Consider the following 17,961-nt stretch of genomic DNA (forward strand, 5'->3'; position numbering starts at 1 on the left):
GGTTGATATTGCCGGCAGAAGACACCGGCAACAATTCAGGCGACGAGCACAGGCAATGAAACGGAAACCCGCCGATCTGACCTTGAGGGAAACCCTGCGCTGGGAGCCGCAGACCGGCTTTCAGCGCATCGACCAGCATATGCGCCGACTGCTGCGCTCCGCCGACGCGCTCGGTTTTCGCGCGCCGGTCAATGCGGTTCAGGTGCTGGAAAAGAAGGTGGGTGGCGAAAAGCCGCTCTGCGTTAGGCTGGTCATGAACTACAAGGGCGAACTCGATATCGAAACCGCCGACTTCCAGCCGTTGCGGCAGGATGCCCTCTGGCGGGTTCGCATCGCCCGGCAGACCACGCTCGACTCCTCCGACACCTTCTATCGCCACAAGTCCTCACGCCGCGAGCCCTATGATGCCGCCCGGGCCGAATTTTCAGCCGGGGAGGCCGACGAGGTGCTGCTGCTCAACGAGCGCGGCGAGTTGTGCGAGGGATCGTCCACCAGCATTTTCGTCGAAATGCCGGATGGGCAATTGCTGACGCCGCCGCTCGACAGCGGCATTCTGCCGGGTGTGCTGCGCGCCGATCTGATCCGCGAACGCAGGGCACGTGGACAGGCGCTGAAACCGGAAGACATTGCCGGCCGGAAACTCTTCGTCGGCAATTCACTGCATGGGTTGATTGCGGCGGAACTCGTTTAAACAGTCACCGCCAGAAGCCGGTCGCGGCCCTTTTCCTTGGCCGCATAAAGAGCCTGATCCGCCCGCATGAAAACATCGTCGGCGCTCTCGGGCGCGCGATAGACCGTTAGCCCGGCCGAGCAGCTATAGGAAAAATCCGGAAATTCGGAGAGGGGCCTCGAAAGGCGCACCTTCTGCAGCAGCCGTTCGACGATCTCCCGGCCCTCGGCCACCGTGCTGCGCGGCAGGATGAGCATGAATTCCTCACCGCCGATCCTGCCGAAACAATCCACCCGCCGGATGACGGAATGGGCGATGCCGACGAAATCGCGAAGCACCGCATCCCCGCATTTATGACCGAAACGGTCGTTGATCTGCTTGAAGAAATCGATATCGAGCGTGCACAGGCAAAAAGGCGTTTCCAGCCCCTTGGCAACCCGTTCCACCTGCAAAGCCAGCTTGGCGAAGACGAAACGGCGGTTTGCCGTTCCCGTCAATTCATCCGTCTGCGAGGCGCGGACTGCCAGATCCCGGTCCTGCCGCAGCGTTCTGTAGCCCTGGCGCAATTCGGTGACGTCGCTTGCAACGCACAGCATCCAGCCATCCTGCTGCACCGTTTCCGTCATCCAGAACCAGCGGCCGTCATGCATATCCATCTCAAAGGCGCGGTAGGGCAGCTTGCCGCGCCGGGACTGCGCCGACAGCAGCCATCCCTCGAAATCGTTGTTGCGGACGACGACACCGGTGCGCAGCCGATGGTTCAGCCGCATGATATCCGCCCAGGTGGGGAAATCGCCGGCGGCGAGCTGAAAGCTTTCCCGAAACGACGGATTGGCATGGCGCAACCGGTCCTCGGAATCGTAAAGCGCAATAAGAACGGGGGTGGCACTCTGAAGCGCTGCGACACGCTCGATAAGATTATTCAACAGGCAACTCTCCCGTGATGGCGAAAATTCCCCCGTCGTCATCCGGCCAAAGCCCCCAAGCCTTTGGACATAGAGAGGAAAAGAAGAACTTAATTATAAACTCACTATCTAAAATGCGAAGAGGCAGAATGCAGTGGAAAGGGTGCGCGCGACCGTCTTGCCGTCGCCATCGTCATATGTCCGTCATCCACCTGCCCTTTATTGTGGCACGCTTTTGTGATCTAGCTTACTTATTGGCTAAAAAAGGAAAATTGACGAATGACGGATAAAAACCACCCGATTTACGGCGATATTGACGGCCCCATCATCATGATCGGCTTCGGCTCCATCGGGCGCGGCACTCTTCCGTTGATCGAACGTCATTTCAATTTCGACAGGACCCGGCTCGTCGTCATCGACCCGCGCGAAGACATCGCCGCCTTTCTGGCCGAAAGGAACATCCGCCATATCCAGACGCATCTGACCAAGGAAAACTACCGCGAGATTCTCAAGCCGCTCCTCAAGGGCGTTCAGGGCCAGGGCTTCTGCGTCAATCTTTCGGTCGATGCCGCCTCCGTCGATCTGATGCGGATCTGTCGCAAGCATGGCATGCTCTACATCGACACGGTCGTCGAACCCTGGCCCGGTTTTTATTTCGACGCCGATGCCGATAATGCGGCCAGAACCAATTATTCGCTGCGCGAAACCATGTTGAAGGAGAGGGCACGCAAGCCGGGCGGCACGACTGCGGTTTCCACCTGCGGCGCCAATCCGGGCATGGTGTCCTGGTTCGTGAAACAGGCACTCGTCAATCTCGCCAAAGATACCGGCCTCGACATCGAGGAGCCGCAGCCGCATGACCGGGAAGGCTGGGCAAACTTGATGAAGCGGCTTGGCGTCAAGGGCGTGCATGTGGCCGAGCGCGATACCCAACGGGCGAAAGAGCCGAAACCCTTCGGCGCTTTCTGGAACACATGGTCGGTCGAAGGTTTTATCGCGGAAGGTTTTCAGCCGGCCGAACTCGGCTGGGGAACGCATGAAAACTGGATGCCGAAAAACGCAAAAAAGCAGAAAAAGGGAAGCAAGGCGGCGATCTATCTCGATCAGCCCGGCGCCAATACGCGGGTGCGGACATGGTGTCCGGGCCTTGGGCCGCAATACGGGTTTCTCGTCACGCATAACGAAGCGATTTCGATTTCCGACTATTTCACCGTCCGCAACGATGATGGCGACGTGACCTATCGGCCGACCTGCCACTATGCCTACCATCCCTGCAATGACGCCATTCTTTCCCTGCATGAGCTTTTCGGCAATGGCGGCACCCCCCAGCAGATCCAGCATGTGCTCGGCGAAGACGAGCTTGTCGACGGCGCCGATGAACTCGGCGTTCTTCTTTATGGCCATGACAGGAATGCCTATTGGTATGGCTCGCGGTTGAGCCTGCAGGAAGCACGCTCACTCGCCCCCAACCAGAATGCGACCGGATTGCAGGTCAGCTCCGCTGTGCTCGCGGGTATGGTCTGGGCGATCGAAAATCCGCAAGCCGGCATCGTCGAGGCGGATGAAATGGATTACCGCCGTTGCCTTGAGGTACAGCGCCCTTATCTCGGACCCGTCGAGGGACATTATACCGACTGGAAGCCGACCGATGGCCGCCCCGGTCTGTTTCCCGACAATATCGATACGTCCGATCCCTGGCAGTTTCGCAACATCCTCGTGCGCTGACGGGGCGGAGTCTCATATTTGTCACGCAGGGGCTTTCCTGCAGGACATCAGGAACCGGGGAGAGCGAACAACGTTGCCTTGAAATAAGCAACGCTTCGCGGCATGGTCGAAGCACAGAAGGTTTCATCGAATCGCAGGAGAACAGGCCCATGAACTTCAAGACAAGCGCTGCTTTGCTTTCAGCCGCCATCGCGGTGTCTTCATGCGTCGCGCCGGGTCCCTCCCAGCAGACCTCGATGGCGCCTTCGCTTTCCCGCGGCCCGGCCGTCGACGGTCGCTGGATCGACCGCAACGGCATCGTATCGACATTCCAGAACGGCGCCTTCTCCACCCGTTCGACCGATACCAACACGCTTCTGGCCTCCGGCACCTATGTGACGATTTCGCCGACGCTTTACGAAATCAACATGACCTCGCTAGTGCGCAACACGCAGTCGCGCGTCAACTGCGCCCTCGTCTCCCCGTCACAATTGAACTGCACGACGGACACGAACAGCCAGTTCTCGCTGACGCGCCAGGGCTGATAACGTCACCTTTTCAAAGAGATGATCTTCTGGAACGCACGCCTCAGGCGTGCGTTTTTGTTTATTGTGCGCCTGTCATAATTTCGCTTGCGGCGATTGCCGCTAAATGGAAACATCGCGCTTTGAAAGACTGACATGATTTCAGATTAGAAAATGAGCACGGCCGGAGGATGATCGACCCCCGGGCTTCCGCTTTGAACAGGAGAGAGGGACCATGAAGAAAATTTTGGGACTGGGCATGCTGAGCGTTTCGGCGATAACGCTTTCGGCCGGAGCGGCTCTGGCCGATTATGAGCTCAACATTCTTCACATCAACGATTTTCACTCCCGTATCGAATCGATCAACAAGTTCGACTCGACCTGCTCGGCGGAAGAAGAAGGCAAAAACGAATGCTTCGGCGGCGCCGCCCGTCTTTTGACCGCAATCAATCAGACCCGTGATGCCCTGAAGGCTCAAGGCAAGAATGTCCTCCTGCTCAATGCCGGCGACAATTTCCAGGGATCGCTGTTCTACACCACCTACAAGGGCACGGTGGAAGCGGAAGTGCTGAACGCCATGAAGTTCGACGCCATGACCGTCGGCAACCATGAGTTCGACGACAGCGAGGACGGGCTTGCCGGCTTCCTCGACAAGGTGCAGTTCCCCGTCGTTACCGCCAATGTGGTGGCCACCGCCGCCTCGAAAATCGGCGATCGCGTCAAGCCGTCCATCGTGCTCGAAGTCGGCGGACAGAAAATCGGTATTGTCGGCGCGGTCGCGAACGACACGGCGGAACTGGCAACGCCCGGTCCCAATATCACCATCGCCGAAGATGTCGCGAAAATCAGCGAGCAGGTGCAGAAGCTGAAGCAGGACGGCGTCGACAAGATCATCGCGCTCACCCATGTCGGCTATCCGCGCGATCTCGAATTCATCGCCAAAATCCCTGACGTCGACGTCGTGGTCGGCGGCCACACACATACGCTGCTTTCCAACACCGACCAGAAGGCCGAAGGCCCCTATCCGACCCTCGTCGACAATCCCGGCGGCTACAAGGTTCCGGTCGTTCAGGCCGGACAGTACAGCAAATATCTGGGCGACCTCAAAGTGGTCTTCGACGACAGTGGCGTGGTCAAGGAAAGCAAGGGCGATCCAATTCTCATCGACTCCTCCTTCAAGCCCGATGAAGCCACGCTGAAGCGCATCGATGAGCTGAAGGCGCCGATCGAGGCTCTGAAATCGAAGGTCGTCGGCTCTTCGGAAGGCCCGATCGAGGGAGACCGCAAGGTTTGCCGCGTGAAGGAATGCTCCATGGGCAATCTGGTGGCAGATGCAACGCTTGCGCGCGTCAAGGATCAGGGCGTGACCATCGCTTTCGCCAATAGCGGCGGCCTGCGCTCCTCCATCGATGCCGGCGATGTCTCCATGGGCGAAGTGCTCACGGTTCTGCCGTTCCAGAACACCGTCGCGACCTTCCAGCTGAAGGGCGAGGATATTCGCGCCGCCCTCGAAAACGGCGTCAGCCAGATCGACGACGGCGCTGGTCGTTTCATGCAGGTCTCCGGCCTGAAATATTCCTTCGACCGCTCGAAGCCGGCCGGCGGCCGGGTCGTTTCGGTCGAGGTCAAGGAAGGCGACGCTTTCGTGCCTCTCGATCCCGCCAAGACCTATATCGTCGCGGCCAATAATTACGTGCGTACCGGCGGCGATGGCTTCAAGGTCTTTGCGACCAAGGCCATCAACGCCTATGACTTCGGCCCCAACCTCGAGGAAGCCGTTGCGGCCTATATCACCGCCAACAGCCCCTATAAGCCCTACACGGATGGCCGTATCAGCGAAGTGACGCCTGCCGGTTATGTCGCGCCGGCAAAGCCTGCGGCAGCTGCGCCGGCCGCAACCGCACCTGCGCCGACCGCTACACCCGCTCCCGCAGCACCTGCTGCCACAGCACCGGCCGCCACGGCTCCGGCCACGGCGACGCCCGCCGCAGCCGCTGCCGCCGCCAGCAAATATGTCGTTGAAAAGGGCGACTCGCTCTGGAAGATCGCAGCCGAGAAATATGGCGACGGCGCTCTCTGGAGCAGGATTGCCAAGGCAAACACGCTGAGGCATCCGAACCACATCGAGATCGGCGAGGAGCTGGAACTGCCGGCTCAATAAGCTGGACGGGAACAGACAGGGCAATTTGCCGCAGACAGGAAGCCGGCCCTCGGAGATCGGGGCCGGCTTCTTATTTTCCTTTTAAAAACAAATCCTTACAGATCAAATTTTGGCAAAGGACATCCTGCAGCGCCCCCCGCCCCGGAAATAGCCTCCGCCGGTGGTTTAATCCTGAAAAATTTCGTCTAGAACACGTGAACAAATTGACGGCACGAGCGTATAGCTCGGGCATTGCCGGCCCAACCCCGTCGCGGTTTGCGTTCGGCGCGCATAAACAGAAGATGGAGCGTTTCCGCCCTTGTCCGAAACGGAACCGCTCCTTCATACAACCAGTCCGAGTTTCAGGGTGTCATTCATGGCGACAGAACTATCCGCACTCCCCGCAAACCATCCCCGCACGGCATTTGGCAAGGTCGGCGTCCTGCTCGTCAACCTCGGCACGCCTGACGGTACGGACTATTGGCCGATGCGCCGTTATCTGGCGGAATTCTTGAGCGACAAGCGGGTAATCGAATGGTCGCGTCTCTACTGGTATCCGATCCTTTACGGCATTGTCCTCAACAAGCGCCCGCAGAAAGTCGGTAAGGCCTATGAAGAAATCTGGAACCACGAGCGCAATGAAAGCTATCTGCGCACCTATACTCGCAGCCAGGGAGAACTGCTGGCGGAAGCACTGAAGGACCTGCCCAATGTCGCTGTCGACTGGGGCATGCGTTACGGCCAGCCCTCCATCGCCTCGAAGATCGACGCGCTGAAGGAACAGGGTTGCGAAAAAATCCTGCTTTTCCCGCTTTACCCGCAATATGCCGCCTCGACGACGGCAACCGTGAACGACAAGGCTTTCGAGCATCTGATGAAGCTGCGCTGGCAGCCCGCCATCCGCACCGTACCGCCCTATCACGACGATCCGGCCTATATCGAAGCGCTCGCCGCCTCCGTCAAAAACCATCTGGCGACGCTGGACTGGGAGCCGGAAATGCTGATCACCTCTTTCCACGGCATTCCGCAATCCTATTTCAAAAAGGGCGATCCCTATTATTGTCACTGCCAGAAAACCGCACGGCTGCTGCGCGAGGCACTGGGGCGGACAGAGAAAAATTTCATGATCACCTTCCAGTCGCGTTTCGGACCGGAAGAATGGTTGCAGCCCTATACCGACAAGACCGTGGAAAAGCTGGCGTCGGAAGGCATCAAGCGCATCGCCGTGATGAATCCCGGCTTCGTTTCGGATTGTCTTGAGACACTGGAAGAAATCGCCGGTGAAGCGGGCGAGATTTTCCTGCATAATGGCGGAGAGAAATTTACCCATATTCCCTGCCTGAACGACAGCGCCGAGGGCATGAATGTTCTCGAAAAGGTTGTGCGGCGGGAGTTGCAAGGATGGGTGTAATCTTGCCATAACGATGCCGGGGTAAAACCCGGACGGTTCCGATCAGGAGGAAAAGTGATGATTGCATTGGGCGGTTTCGACATCGTCGTCATGGCAGCGGTGGTTCTCGTTATTCTGGTGCTGTTTGCCGGCATCAAGACCGTCCCCCAGGGGCATCGTTACACGGTTGAACGGTTCGGGCGCTACACCCGCACGCTCGAACCCGGCCTGAACCTCATCGTACCGTTCTTCGAAAGCATCGGCTCGAAAATGAATGTGATGGAGCAGGTGCTCCACATCCCGACGCAGGAAGTCATTACCCGCGACAATGCCAGTGTCTCCGCCGACGCCGTCACCTTCTATCAGGTCCTCAATGCGGCGCAGGCCGCCTATCAGATCGCCAATCTGGAAATGGCCATCGAAAACCTCACCATGACCAATATCCGTTCGGTGATGGGCTCGATGGACCTCGACGAATTGCTGTCGAACCGCGACGCCATCAACGACCGCCTGCTGCGTGTGGTGGACGAGGCGGTGGGACCATGGGGCATCAAGGTCACCCGTATCGAAATCAAGGACATCGCACCGCCGAAGGATCTCGTCGATTCCATGGCGCGGCAGATGAAGGCCGAGCGCGAAAAACGCGCGCAGGTGCTGGAAGCCGAAGGCGCCCGCAATGCCCAGATCCTGCGCGCGGAAGGCGCAAAGCAATCCGCCATTCTGGAGGCGGAAGGCCAGCGCGAGGCGGCATTCCGCGATGCCGAGGCGCGCGAGCGTCTGGCCGAGGCCGAAGCCAACGCCACCCGCATGGTCTCGGAAGCCATCGCCGCCGGCAATGTCCACGCCATCAACTATTTCGTCGCCCAGAAATATACCGAGGCTCTCGCAGAGATCGGCACGGCGAAGAATTCCAAGATCGTGCTGATGCCGATGGAGGCTTCGGCGCTGATCGGTTCCCTCGGCGGTATCGGCACGATTGCGAAAGAGGTCTTCGGTGACAGGGGCGATGCGCCGACTGCGCCTGCCACTTCCACCTCGTCCCGCTCCGTGCCGCCGACGCGGCCTTCCGGCCAGAGCATCAACGTCACGACCCCCGGCAATCCCTTCGGTTCCTCGTCGGAGAAGTGATGATGCTGCAACGGCTTGCCACTGAGCTGGGACCATGGAGCTGGTGGATTGTCGCCTTCGTGCTTCTGGCCGCCGAACTCATCGCTCCCGGCGTATTCCTGATCTGGATCGGCCTCGCCGCGCTGGTCATAGGCGCGGTCTCGCTGCTTTTATGGGATGCGGCATTCTGGGCCTGGCAATTGCAGCTGGTGCTGTTTGCCGCGCTTTCCGTCGTCTTCGCCCTGCTCGGACGGAAATATTTCGGCAGGAACCGGGCGGCAAGCGACGAGCCCTTCCTCAACCAGCGTGAGGCAAGCCTTGTCGGCCGCACCGCTACCCTCCAGGAACCGATTGTCGAAGGGCGTGGCCGGATCAGGCTGGACGATACCTGGTGGCCGGTCAACGGCGAAGACCTGCCGGCCGGCACCCGTGTGAGAATTGCTTCCGCACGCGGACGCACGCTGACAATCGAGCCGTTGGACCGATAGATTCAGACCAGCTTTTTCAGGATCGGCGGTGGCTTCAAGCCACGCCAATTCTCAAGAGATCGTGGAAATGCACCAGCCCGATGGGCCGGTTGTCATCATCGATGACAATCAGCGCGCCAATGTGGAATTTTTCCAGCGTCGCCAGTGCGCTGGTCGCCAGCACCGATTTTTTGACGGTCTTCGGCGTGCGGGTCATGATGTCATCGACCGTCATTTCGGCGAGGTTGCGCGACAGGTTGCGCGCCATATCGCCTTCGGTGACGATGCCGCACAGGCGGCCATCCTCGTCCAGAATGCCGACACAGCCGAAATGCTTGCGGGAGAGAACCCCGACCGCTTCCGGCATGGCCGTTCCCTTGTTGACCAGCGGCACACGATCACCGGTATGCATGATATCGCTGACCAGCGTCAGGCTCGCCCCCAGCTTGCCGCCGGGATGAAACACCTTGAAATCGCCCGCGGTGAAATTGCGCGCCTCCAGCAGCGCAACGGCAAGGGCATCGCCCAGCGCAAGCTGCATCAACGTAGAGGTCGTCGGCGCAAGGCCAAGCGGGCAGGCTTCCTGCTCATTGGGAACCAGCAGCACGATATCGGAAGCCTGTGCCAGCGATGAATTTTCCGAGCAGGTGAGCGCGATCAACGGAATGGAGAAACGGCGCGAATAGTTGATGATGCTACGCAGTTCCGCGCTTTCGCCGCCCTTGGAAATGGCCAGCACAACATCATCGCCGCCGATCATGCCGAGATCGCCGTGATTGGCCTCCGCCGCATGCACAAAAAAGGCAGGCGTCCCGGTAGAGGCGAAAGTGGCGGCAAGCTTCGCGCCTATGTGGCCGCTTTTACCGACCCCGGTAATAATGAGACGGCCATTCGACTGGCCGATGGTCTCGATCGCCTTGCAGAAGGGGGCTGAAAGACCGTTCCTCAAAGCATCCTCAAGGGCGGCAAGGCCAGCCCGCTCCATCGAAATCGTCCGCACGGCGGATTCGATTGCATTGTCTTCGACCAGTTTGACGGCGCGCGTAATCATGGCCGACTGTTACTCTTTCAGCCAGAATAAGTCCACTCTCCAGCCGACAGGCACCGGGTTTTAGTCGATGTCGTCCAAAAATGTTCGACGGTTTCAGTCCAACGACATGTCATCAATGACGCCGGTCCGGCGGAGAAATCTCCTCCATCGTTCCAAGCCGCTTGAAAGGGATGTTTTCCTCGTCGACCAGATATCGCCCGAGCGTCCTTACCCATGAGACCGAGCCGTCGCTGCGGCGCACGGCATATTCCTGATTATAAAAACTCGCGGCCTTCAGGGTGATCAACGCCGTTTCGATCACGTGGTTTCGATGATCGAGGTCCACTTTTTCAAGCATCTGAAAAATGCTGATGCCCTGCATCGCCTCCCGCAGCGGAATCCCGAAGAGTTCAGCACATACTTCATCTAGGTAGAAACGGTCATTGGTAATATCCCAACAATAAAAACCGACCTGCTTGGCGTTCAAAACGGGATTCATGAAACGACGCTGTCACACAAAATAAAATTCAATACCACTTGCTGCGCAATAGACGATCAGCCGCTGTAAACTATAGGGCGATTCCGTGCCAAATTGAAACGTTTTAATCTTCTCATATTAGAATTTTTTTGCATTTATGACTATTCTTCTCCAGTAACCGAGGTGAGTGAAATCGGCCCACCGGGTCTGATGATCGGCGCCGTTGGCTTTGCGCCCCTGCCATAACACTGAAATCCCGTCGATCTTTATCAACTGTTAACCATAAAAAACCTATTGTTAAAGCGATGTTAAAACTTGCGTCGCCTGTCTGGTCCCTGGTTTCTTCACGTCATTTCATCGGCCTGTCACTCATCGGGCCTGAGGAGATGTCTTGTTGGCCCTTCGATCCGGCATCGGCCCAACTTGCCGGGTGAAAAGGAATGAATGTGAAGGGCACCGCCACACGTCTGCCGACGTCGCGGAAAGCAGCAACCCTGCTGCTCGCCTGCACGATTTTTTACCCGCAGGGAAGCACCTTCGCGCAGACTGCAACGACAGCCATACCGGTATTGCCGGGCAGCGCTTCTGCCGTCGACGGAGCAGCTTCATCCACACCGGCCACGGACAATGGGGTGAGCACTAGCACTAGCACGGGCACTGTCCCTTCCACAGCTACGCCCACGCCCGAACAGCAACTCTGGCGTCCGTCCAACAATCCCGGCGATCCGATTTACGAACAGCAGGACGAAGCGGGCCAACCCTATGCCGAGGGCGAAAACCCCTATGAGCCGACGGTGGACGGTGGCGAAAATCCACGGATAGCCACCGAACCGGGTCAGACGCCCGGCATCCGGCTCGGCACATTCCTGCTGCGGCCTTCGATCAGCCAGACGATCAATACGGAAAAGCAGACGAATACCGGCGGCCCTTCCAGACGCAATTATCTGACGACAGGCATACGCGGTACGCTCACCAGCGACTGGTCCCGTCACGCCTTGACGGTGACGGGCGACGGCGCCTGGGAGAAAAATTTCGGCAGCGACAAGGACGGCGAAGAACCCCGGGCCAGGATAGAGGCCGATCTGCGCCTTGATCTCGGCGAAGAAACGACGGCCAATCTCAAGGCCGGTTACGATTTCAGCCGCGAAGACACGACGGACCCCAATGCTCTCACCGGCGCTGCCGTGCAGGGCGGAGAACACCGCTTCACCACCAGCGCATCGATAGAGCGGGATTTCGGCAAGCTGCGCGGCCTGGCAGCGCTCGATCTCTCGCGCACGGTCTATACGGATGCGAAAGGCGTCGACGGCCGGCCGATCAGCCTCAGTGACCGCGACCAGAACGGCGCGAACCTGCGCGGACGCATCGGTTATGAATTGTCGCCGGCGCTCATCCCCTTCCTCGAACTGAATGCCGGGACGACCAAATATGACAGGCGTCTCGACAATTCGGGCTATGCCCGCTCCTCCAATGCCTATGGGGCGAAGGTCGGCGCGGAAGTCGATCTTGGCGAAAAGACCCGCGGCGAGGCCGCCATCGGCTATCTGCGCAAGCAATATGACGATGATCGCCTTGCCTCGATCGGCGCATTGACGCTGGATGGCGAGCTCAACTGGTCACCCCAGCGGGGCACCAATGTCAATCTCGGGCTGCGCACGACGATAGAGGACTTTGCCGGCGGACCGCAGGGTGGCTGGATTTCCTATCGGCTGGATGCCGGCCTGACCCACGAATTGCGCAGCAACCTCGTTGCCCGCCTGACGGGACAGATCGTGCATCGCACATTCCCCTCTTCCGACATGGAAAATGCCGTTGAATATACCGCGGGCGCCGGCCTGACCTGGGGGCTGAACCGCTATCTCGACCTGACGGCGGACGTCAGCTATCAGTGGACACCGGTTTATGACAGCAGCGAGCTGCGCGTCGGCGCAGGACTTGTCCTTAAGCGATAGGCTTCGGCCAAAAAGAAATCCCGGCGCTGAGGCCGGGATTCCGTTGTTGTTCTGGTGAATTACTTCAACCCGTTGATCAGGGCCTTGATCGGCTCTTCGATCGCCGGGCGAATATCGCCACGCTCCAGCGCGAAGGCGACGTTGGCAAGGATGAAACCATCCTTGGCGCCGCAATCGAAGGTCTGTCCACGGAAATGATAGCCGGAGAACTGCTGCGACTTGGCGAGCGTCAGCATGCCGTCCGTCAGCTGGATTTCGTTGCCGGCGCCACGCTCCTGATTTTCGAGAATGTCGAAAATCTCGGGCTGAAGAATATAACGGCCGTTGATGTAGAAATTCGACGGCGCCGTACCCTTGGCAGGCTTTTCGACCATTTCAGTGATCTTGAAACCTTCACCCACGGCATCACCCACGCCGACGATACCGTATTTATGCGTCTGGTCGGGAGCGCATTCCTGCACCGCGATGACGTTGCCCTGGGTCTGGTCATAAAGTTCGACCATGCCCTTGAGGCAGCTTTTCTGCGAATGCATGATCATATCGGGCAAGAGCACGGCGAAAGGCTCGTCACCGACGATATCACGGGCGCACCAGACCGCATGGCCAAGACCGAGCGGCACCTGCTGGCGCGTGAAGCTCGCAGTACCCGCCTTGGGCAGAAGGCCGGCCAGCAATGTCAGCTCGGCATTCTTGTTGCGCTCGCGCAGCATCTGTTCAAGTTCAAATTGAATATCAAAATAATCTTCGATCACCGCCTTGCCGCGGCCAGTGACAAATACAAAATGCTCAATGCCCGCTTCCGCCGCCTCATCGACGACGTATTGAATGACCGGCTTGTCGACGACGGTGAGCATTTCTTTCGGAACCGCCTTGGTTGCGGGCAGGAAACGCGTGCCGAGACCTGCGACCGGAAATACGGCCTTCCGAATTTTCTTCTGTTCTACCACATATCCCTCCTGAGAGATAAAACTTGATCACAATCCCCGCACGCTGTTGTTATTTCAAAAATAACAACGTTTTGTAAAGGGTGACGCTACCATCTATTAATGGTAAAGAATTTGTTGACGTTCTTTTGTTATCCATGATGACGCCCGATGCGTTTTCGCAATCGAAATGACATTCGAGAGAACGAAAGACAGACGATGACAAAGATGATCCTTTCAGATGTCCGCAAATTCGGCTGCATGGTGGTTGCAGGCCTGGCAATCTCGCTGGCGCCCGTTTCGGCCCGCGCCGATCAGGGATTCCGTCAGTGGATCAACCAGTTCTATGCAACAGCCGCGAAAGAAGGCATTAGCAAGGCGACCTATCAGAAGGCCTTTGCCGGTGTCAGCGAGCCGGATCCCGACGCGCTGCGCAAGGCCACCTTCCAGCCGGAATTCACCACGCAGATATGGGATTATCTCGATTCCCGCGTCAATCCGTACACGGTGCGGATCGGCCGCGAGATGAAGATGAAGCACGCGACGACCCTCAACTGGATCGAGCGTAACTTTAACGTCGACAAGCACATCATTCTCGCCATCTGGTCGATGGAATCGAATTACGGCGCGGTTCTCGAAAAACCCGAACGTCTGCACAACATCCCGCAGGCGCTGGCAACGCTCGCCTATTCCGATCCCAAACGCGCCAAATTCGCGCGCACGCAATTGATCGCCGCTCTGAAGATTCTTCAGGCGGGCGATGTCACGCCGAAACAGCTGACAGGCTCCTGGGCGGGCGCGATGGGTCACACCCAGTTCATTCCCACCAGCTACCTGCTTTATGCGGTGGATGCGGATGGCAACGGCAAGCGCGACATCTGGCACTCCGTTCCGGACGCACTGGCAACTGCTGCCAATCTTCTTTCCAAAAACGGCTGGGAGCCCGGCCGCACCTGGGGTTATGAAACCGCCGTTCCGCGTGGCGGCGCCCGTTATGAAGGGCAAACGAAGACCATTGCGGAATGGACAAAGCTCGGCTTTGCCCGCCCGAACGGCAAGAACTTCACGCGCGGTTCCGATCGCGCCATGCTGAAATTGCAGGGCGGAGCAAACGGCCCCGGCTTCCTGATGATGAAAAACTTCTTCACCATCAAGAAATACAACGCATCCGACAGCTATGCGCTCGCCGTCGGCCTGCTTGCGGATGAGATCGCCGGTTATGGCGGCATGCAGCAGAAATGGCCGCGCCCCGATGGGACGCTGGACATTCGTGAAAAATTCGAGCTGCAGACCCGCATGAAGGAGCTCGGCTATTATGACGGCGAGGTGGATGGGAACTTCGGCTCCGGTTCGAAAGCCGCCATCAGCGCCATCCAGTCGCGCATGGGTATGGAAACCGACGGCCAGCCGTCGCAGCGGTTGCTGAGAGCCCTGCGCAATTGATAATGTGCCGGTGAATTCGGCGGCGGCGTGAGCGCCGCCGATGCATCCGGAAAGGTTGATGTCATGAGTAGGAAACCTGCGGCGAAGAACGGAAGAACCGGCTGGCGTTTCTGCGCCGTCCTTCTTTGCGCTGTCCTTACCGTGCCGCTCGTTCCTTCCGAAAGCTTCGCCCAGGAGCAACGGCGCACCCTATTTGAAATGCTCTTCGGCAGACCGGTGGGCCGCGATGGCGGATCCGGGCGCGAATATCAGCCCCGCAACCGCCGCGATTTTCCGTCTGCTCCGCGCGAAAGATCGGTCACCCGCCCGCAACCCGCCAGAAAAGCGCCCTCGGTAGTGCAGATGCGGACCGCGAAGCCGGAGCCAGCCGCCAAGCTTGAAAATGCGCGGCGCGTTCTGGTCATCGGCGATTTTCTTGCCGGCGGCATGGGTGAAGAACTGGTCAATGCCTTCGCCAGTTCGCCTGCAATCGCCGTCGATGTGCGTGCCAATGGTTCTTCCGGCCTCGTCCGTACCGATTATTACGACTGGTTCACCAACCTGCCGCAATTCATCAGCGAGACCAAACCGGCCACCATCGTCATCATGATGGGATCGAACGATCGCCAGCAGATGCAGATCGGCGATATCAGGGAAAAATTCGGTACGGAGGTCTGGTTCAAGGAATATGAGCGGCGGATCGACGAGCTTCTGGCCATTGCCGGACGCCCAAAGGTACCGCTCTTGTGGGTTGGCATGCCCGCCTTCCAGTCGCCATCGCTTTCGGCCGATCTCGTCGGTTTCAACCGGCTTTATCGCAGCCATGTCGAGAAATATGGCGGCGAATTCGTGGACGTCTGGGACGGTTTCGTCGATGAGGCGGGAAAATTCGTCATCACCGGTTACGACATGAACGGCCAGCAGGCGCGCCTGCGCGAGGCTGATGGCATAGGCATGACCCAGGCCGGCAAACGCAAGCTTGCGTTTTACGTCGAAAAATTCGTGCGCCGGCACCTCGATAGCGCTGGGCCGGACCTCGTGAAACTGGACGGCAGCAATCTGCCGGCGCTCACCTCCCTGCCTGCACTTGGCATCGATGCCGGGCAGGTACGCACCCAGCCTATCAGTCTCACCGATCCCAATCTCGATGGCGGCGACAAGCTGCTGGGCGATGCCCCTTTGGCCGCCGGACCGACACGCGTATCCGTGGTGGAATCGCCGCGCGAGCGGTTGACCAAGCGGGGCGAGATGGCCGATGCACCGGCAGGCCGCATCGATGACTATCGTGTGGCGCCCGATACCACACAGGCAAAACAATAAGCCCTTTCGCAGCGGCCTGACCGCCCCGCAGCGGGCGTAATGTTTAGGCAATCCGCACATGACAGGATAAGTGAAGCTTTTCAGGAATGCGGGGTTGGCCATCCACCATTCCCTGTCCCCTTTTAGCATGGCGACATCTATTTGACGGCGACGCCTCGCTTGTTCGTAGCGTCAGCAGCGCCGTCGTTTTTTGCCTTTCGCCGCGCCCCTTTCCGGAAGGTACGCCGGACAATACCGAGATGAATTCATGCGCCTGCTGCTTGTTGAAGACGAACACGAAATGGCAGCAGCCCTGTCCGCCGCGCTCCACCGGTTCGATATTATCGTGGATACGGTCGGCACGCTCGATCTTGCCCGCCACGCCATCATGGACGGCGTCCACGACCTTGTCGTGCTCGACCGGCAATTGCCCGATGGTGACGGCATCCAGCTTATCGAAGATTTGCGGCTCCTGCCCGTCACCCCGCCCGTCATCGTGCTCACCGCGCAGGGCGCGCTTGTGGATCGGGTGAATGGCCTGAACCTCGGTGCGGACGATTATCTGGCCAAGCCATTTGCCGTCGAGGAACTGCTTGCGCGCATCCGCGCCCTGATGCGCCGGCCGGCGGGCACCGTGACGATGACGGCAAAACTGGGCAGGCTGGAATTTTGTTTCGAAACCCGCGAAGTGCGTATCAAGGGCAAATTTCTTCCGCTGACCAGACGCGAACTGCTGATCCTCGAGGCCCTGTTGCGGCGACAGGGCAGAACGGTGCTGCGCTCATTGCTTGAGGAAGCCGTTTATAATTTCGACGATGAGATCCAGTCCAATGCACTCGATTCCCATATTTCCCGCCTGCGCCGCAAATTGGCGGCCGCTGATGCGGGCCTTGAGGTCCACGGCATTCGCGGCGTCGGTTACCTGCTGAGGGCAACCTCGTGAAGCTGGCCAGAAGAAAATCGCTCAAGCGCCGGCTCACCATTCAACTGCTGCTGTTCCAGATCGGCAGCCTGTTCTTCGTCACCGCCGCGATTGTCACCTATATGTCGAGCGGCGGCGCAGGCAGCGCGCTGCTCAGCCCGGATGCGGCCCAGATAACCGCCAACGCGATCATACGGGATGAGAACAATCGGCTGGTTCTCAAAGAAACGCCCGAATTCATCAACCTGCGCAGCAATACCTCCCATTTCTGGTTCGTCGCGGTCAGCGAAAAAGGGGAGATCGTGGAGGGCGGGCAGGTGCCCGAGGCATTCAGTAACATGGATCAGCAGCTGAGCGACATCAGGGTCTCCGACGTGCGCGACGCGGCGCTGTCCTATTCCTACCTCGCCGTGGTGCGCATCGCCGTCGTTCGCCGCGCTTCGGGGCCGGCCGGAGAATTCGTCATGATCGGCAAAGGCGGGCCGTTCAGCATGACCTTCCCCGTTTTGTTGTTCTCGAATATATTGATCATGCCTGTCCTCATTCTCATGTCCATCGTGACGGTGGTGACCATCCCCTGGATCATCCGCCGGGAATTTCGCGCCCTTTCCACCATTGCCCGCACGGCGGAAACCATCGATATCGACAGGCGCGGATACCGGTTGCCGGATGGCGATATTCCACGGGAGGTGCAGCCGCTCGTGCATGCCGTCAACGGCGCGTTGAAGCGACTGGACGATGGCTACGAACGGCACAAGCGCTTCATTCTCGATGCCGCCCATGAATTGCGAACCCCCGTCGCCATTCTCCAGACCCGCGTTGAAACGCTGCTGGACGGCCCGGCCCGCAGCAGAATATTGGCGGATGCCAGCCGCATCGCCGTGCTGGCCGAACAATTGCTCGATTTGCAGCGCCTTGGCGGGCAGAAGGCCCCTCTAGTTGTGGAACCTCAACAGGTTGTCCCGGTTGAGGCCGAGGCGACTGATTGGTGTTTTTGATTTTATCCCGCCATGAGGGCGATGCCAATT

General features: G+C 58.9%; 14 protein-coding genes and 2 pseudogenes. 12 read left to right on the plus strand and 4 right to left on the minus strand.

Annotation, left to right across the window (positions count from 1 at the left end):
- Positions 1 to 55 precede the first annotated feature (55 nt).
- Positions 56 to 691 carry an aminotransferase class IV family protein gene (locus F3H58_RS17085; RefSeq protein WP_149743007.1) on the plus strand — a complete coding sequence of 212 codons (636 nt, stop codon included), beginning with the start codon at positions 56 to 58 and terminating at the stop codon, positions 689 to 691.
- Here F3H58_RS17085 and F3H58_RS17090 read toward each other — a convergent pair.
- Positions 688 to 1,596 (minus strand): sensor domain-containing diguanylate cyclase, encoded by a 909-nt coding sequence (locus F3H58_RS17090; RefSeq protein WP_020809358.1) that lies wholly within the window; start codon positions 1,594 to 1,596, stop codon positions 688 to 690. The genes F3H58_RS17085 and F3H58_RS17090 overlap by 4 nt on opposite strands.
- 258 nt (positions 1,597 to 1,854) lie before the next feature.
- Here F3H58_RS17090 and F3H58_RS17095 point away from each other — a divergent pair, with 258 nt between their 5' ends.
- The 6 genes and pseudogenes from F3H58_RS17095 (at position 1,855) to F3H58_RS17120 (ending at position 8,928) form a co-directional block, all read left to right on the plus strand.
- Positions 1,855 to 3,300, plus strand: coding sequence for a homospermidine synthase (locus tag F3H58_RS17095; protein ID WP_149743008.1), 1,446 nt, complete (start codon positions 1,855 to 1,857; stop codon positions 3,298 to 3,300).
- Between the two features lie 149 nt (positions 3,301 to 3,449).
- Positions 3,450 to 3,824, plus strand: a complete 375-nt coding sequence (gene omp10 / locus F3H58_RS17100) for an outer membrane lipoprotein Omp10 (protein WP_003506132.1) — start codon at positions 3,450 to 3,452, stop codon at positions 3,822 to 3,824.
- A gap of 214 nt (positions 3,825 to 4,038) precedes the next feature.
- On the plus strand, positions 4,039 to 5,964 hold the full coding sequence (locus tag F3H58_RS17105) for a 5'-nucleotidase C-terminal domain-containing protein (RefSeq protein WP_149743009.1): 1,926 nt from the start codon (positions 4,039 to 4,041) through the stop codon (positions 5,962 to 5,964).
- A gap of 355 nt (positions 5,965 to 6,319) precedes the next feature.
- Positions 6,320 to 7,354 (plus strand): ferrochelatase, encoded by a 1,035-nt coding sequence (gene hemH, locus F3H58_RS17110; RefSeq protein ID WP_142780764.1) that lies wholly within the window; start codon positions 6,320 to 6,322, stop codon positions 7,352 to 7,354.
- A gap of 90 nt (positions 7,355 to 7,444) precedes the next feature.
- Positions 7,445 to 8,032 (plus strand): annotated as a pseudogene (locus F3H58_RS27815) (SPFH domain-containing protein); the annotation flags it as partial.
- A 431-nt stretch (positions 8,033 to 8,463) separates the two neighbouring features.
- A complete protein-coding gene (locus F3H58_RS17120) occupies positions 8,464 to 8,928 on the plus strand; it encodes an NfeD family protein (RefSeq protein ID WP_031233584.1) in 465 nt (154 codons plus the stop codon).
- 34 nt (positions 8,929 to 8,962) lie between these two features.
- Here the strand turns inward: F3H58_RS17120 and F3H58_RS17125 are convergent, their stop codons facing one another.
- Positions 8,963 to 9,958, minus strand: a complete 996-nt coding sequence (locus F3H58_RS17125; protein WP_149743010.1) for a KpsF/GutQ family sugar-phosphate isomerase — start codon at positions 9,956 to 9,958, stop codon at positions 8,963 to 8,965.
- A 112-nt stretch (positions 9,959 to 10,070) separates the two neighbouring features.
- Entirely contained in the window at positions 10,071 to 10,436 is a 366-nt protein-coding gene (locus tag F3H58_RS17130) for a PAS domain-containing protein (RefSeq protein ID WP_149743011.1), read from the minus strand.
- Between the two features lie 419 nt (positions 10,437 to 10,855).
- On the opposite strand from F3H58_RS17130, the gene uppP reads away from it, so the two are divergent.
- A complete protein-coding gene (gene uppP, locus F3H58_RS17140; RefSeq protein ID WP_149743012.1) occupies positions 10,856 to 12,367 on the plus strand; it encodes a polysaccharide biosynthesis protein UppP in 1,512 nt (503 codons plus the stop codon).
- 59 nt (positions 12,368 to 12,426) lie between these two features.
- Here the strand turns inward: uppP and galU are convergent, their stop codons facing one another.
- On the minus strand, positions 12,427 to 13,314 hold the full coding sequence (gene galU / locus F3H58_RS17145) for a UTP--glucose-1-phosphate uridylyltransferase GalU (RefSeq protein ID WP_065656524.1): 888 nt from the start codon (positions 13,312 to 13,314) through the stop codon (positions 12,427 to 12,429).
- A gap of 195 nt (positions 13,315 to 13,509) precedes the next feature.
- Between galU and F3H58_RS17150 the strand changes: the two genes are divergently transcribed.
- The 4 genes and pseudogenes from F3H58_RS17150 to F3H58_RS17165 form a co-directional block, all read left to right on the plus strand.
- On the plus strand, positions 13,510 to 14,733 hold the full coding sequence (locus F3H58_RS17150) for a lytic murein transglycosylase (RefSeq protein ID WP_003519550.1): 1,224 nt from the start codon (positions 13,510 to 13,512) through the stop codon (positions 14,731 to 14,733).
- Positions 14,734 to 14,796: 63 nt separating this feature from the next.
- The gene (locus F3H58_RS17155) at positions 14,797 to 16,032 is read left to right on the plus strand and encodes an SGNH/GDSL hydrolase family protein (protein WP_149743013.1); all 1,236 of its coding nucleotides are present in this window, start codon (positions 14,797 to 14,799) and stop codon (positions 16,030 to 16,032) included.
- 247 nt (positions 16,033 to 16,279) lie between these two features.
- A complete protein-coding gene (locus F3H58_RS17160; RefSeq protein WP_149743014.1) occupies positions 16,280 to 16,954 on the plus strand; it encodes a response regulator transcription factor in 675 nt (224 codons plus the stop codon).
- Positions 16,951 to 17,874 (plus strand): annotated as a pseudogene (locus tag F3H58_RS17165) (histidine kinase dimerization/phospho-acceptor domain-containing protein); the annotation flags it as partial. The gene F3H58_RS17160 and the pseudogene F3H58_RS17165, both read left to right, overlap by 4 nt.
- Positions 17,875 to 17,961: the final 87 nt, after the last annotated feature.

Source organism: Rhizobium sp. NFACC06-2 (assembly GCF_900101425.1).
Taxonomy (GTDB): domain Bacteria; phylum Pseudomonadota; class Alphaproteobacteria; order Rhizobiales; family Rhizobiaceae; genus Agrobacterium; species Agrobacterium leguminum.

Bases quoted from the DNA above. Each gene is read 5' to 3' on its own strand.
- uppP (WP_149743012.1), top strand. From the start codon at position 10,856: ATGAATGTGAAGGGCACCGCCACACGTCTGCCGACGTCGCGGAAAGCA.
- F3H58_RS17150 (WP_003519550.1), top strand. From the start codon at position 13,510: ATGACAAAGATGATCCTTTCAGATGTCCGCAAATTCGGCTGCATGGTG.
- F3H58_RS17105 (WP_149743009.1), top strand. From the start codon at position 4,039: ATGAAGAAAATTTTGGGACTGGGCATGCTGAGCGTTTCGGCGATAACG.
- F3H58_RS17130 (WP_149743011.1), bottom strand. From the start codon at position 10,436: ATGAATCCCGTTTTGAACGCCAAGCAGGTCGGTTTTTATTGTTGGGAT.
- F3H58_RS17125 (WP_149743010.1), bottom strand. From the start codon at position 9,958: ATGATTACGCGCGCCGTCAAACTGGTCGAAGACAATGCAATCGAATCC.
- omp10 (WP_003506132.1), top strand. From the start codon at position 3,450: ATGAACTTCAAGACAAGCGCTGCTTTGCTTTCAGCCGCCATCGCGGTG.
- hemH (WP_142780764.1), top strand. From the start codon at position 6,320: ATGGCGACAGAACTATCCGCACTCCCCGCAAACCATCCCCGCACGGCA.
- F3H58_RS17095 (WP_149743008.1), top strand. From the start codon at position 1,855: ATGACGGATAAAAACCACCCGATTTACGGCGATATTGACGGCCCCATC.
- F3H58_RS17155 (WP_149743013.1), top strand. From the start codon at position 14,797: ATGAGTAGGAAACCTGCGGCGAAGAACGGAAGAACCGGCTGGCGTTTC.
- F3H58_RS17085 (WP_149743007.1), top strand. From the start codon at position 56: ATGAAACGGAAACCCGCCGATCTGACCTTGAGGGAAACCCTGCGCTGG.
- F3H58_RS17120 (WP_031233584.1), top strand. From the start codon at position 8,464: ATGCTGCAACGGCTTGCCACTGAGCTGGGACCATGGAGCTGGTGGATT.
- F3H58_RS17160 (WP_149743014.1), top strand. From the start codon at position 16,280: ATGCGCCTGCTGCTTGTTGAAGACGAACACGAAATGGCAGCAGCCCTG.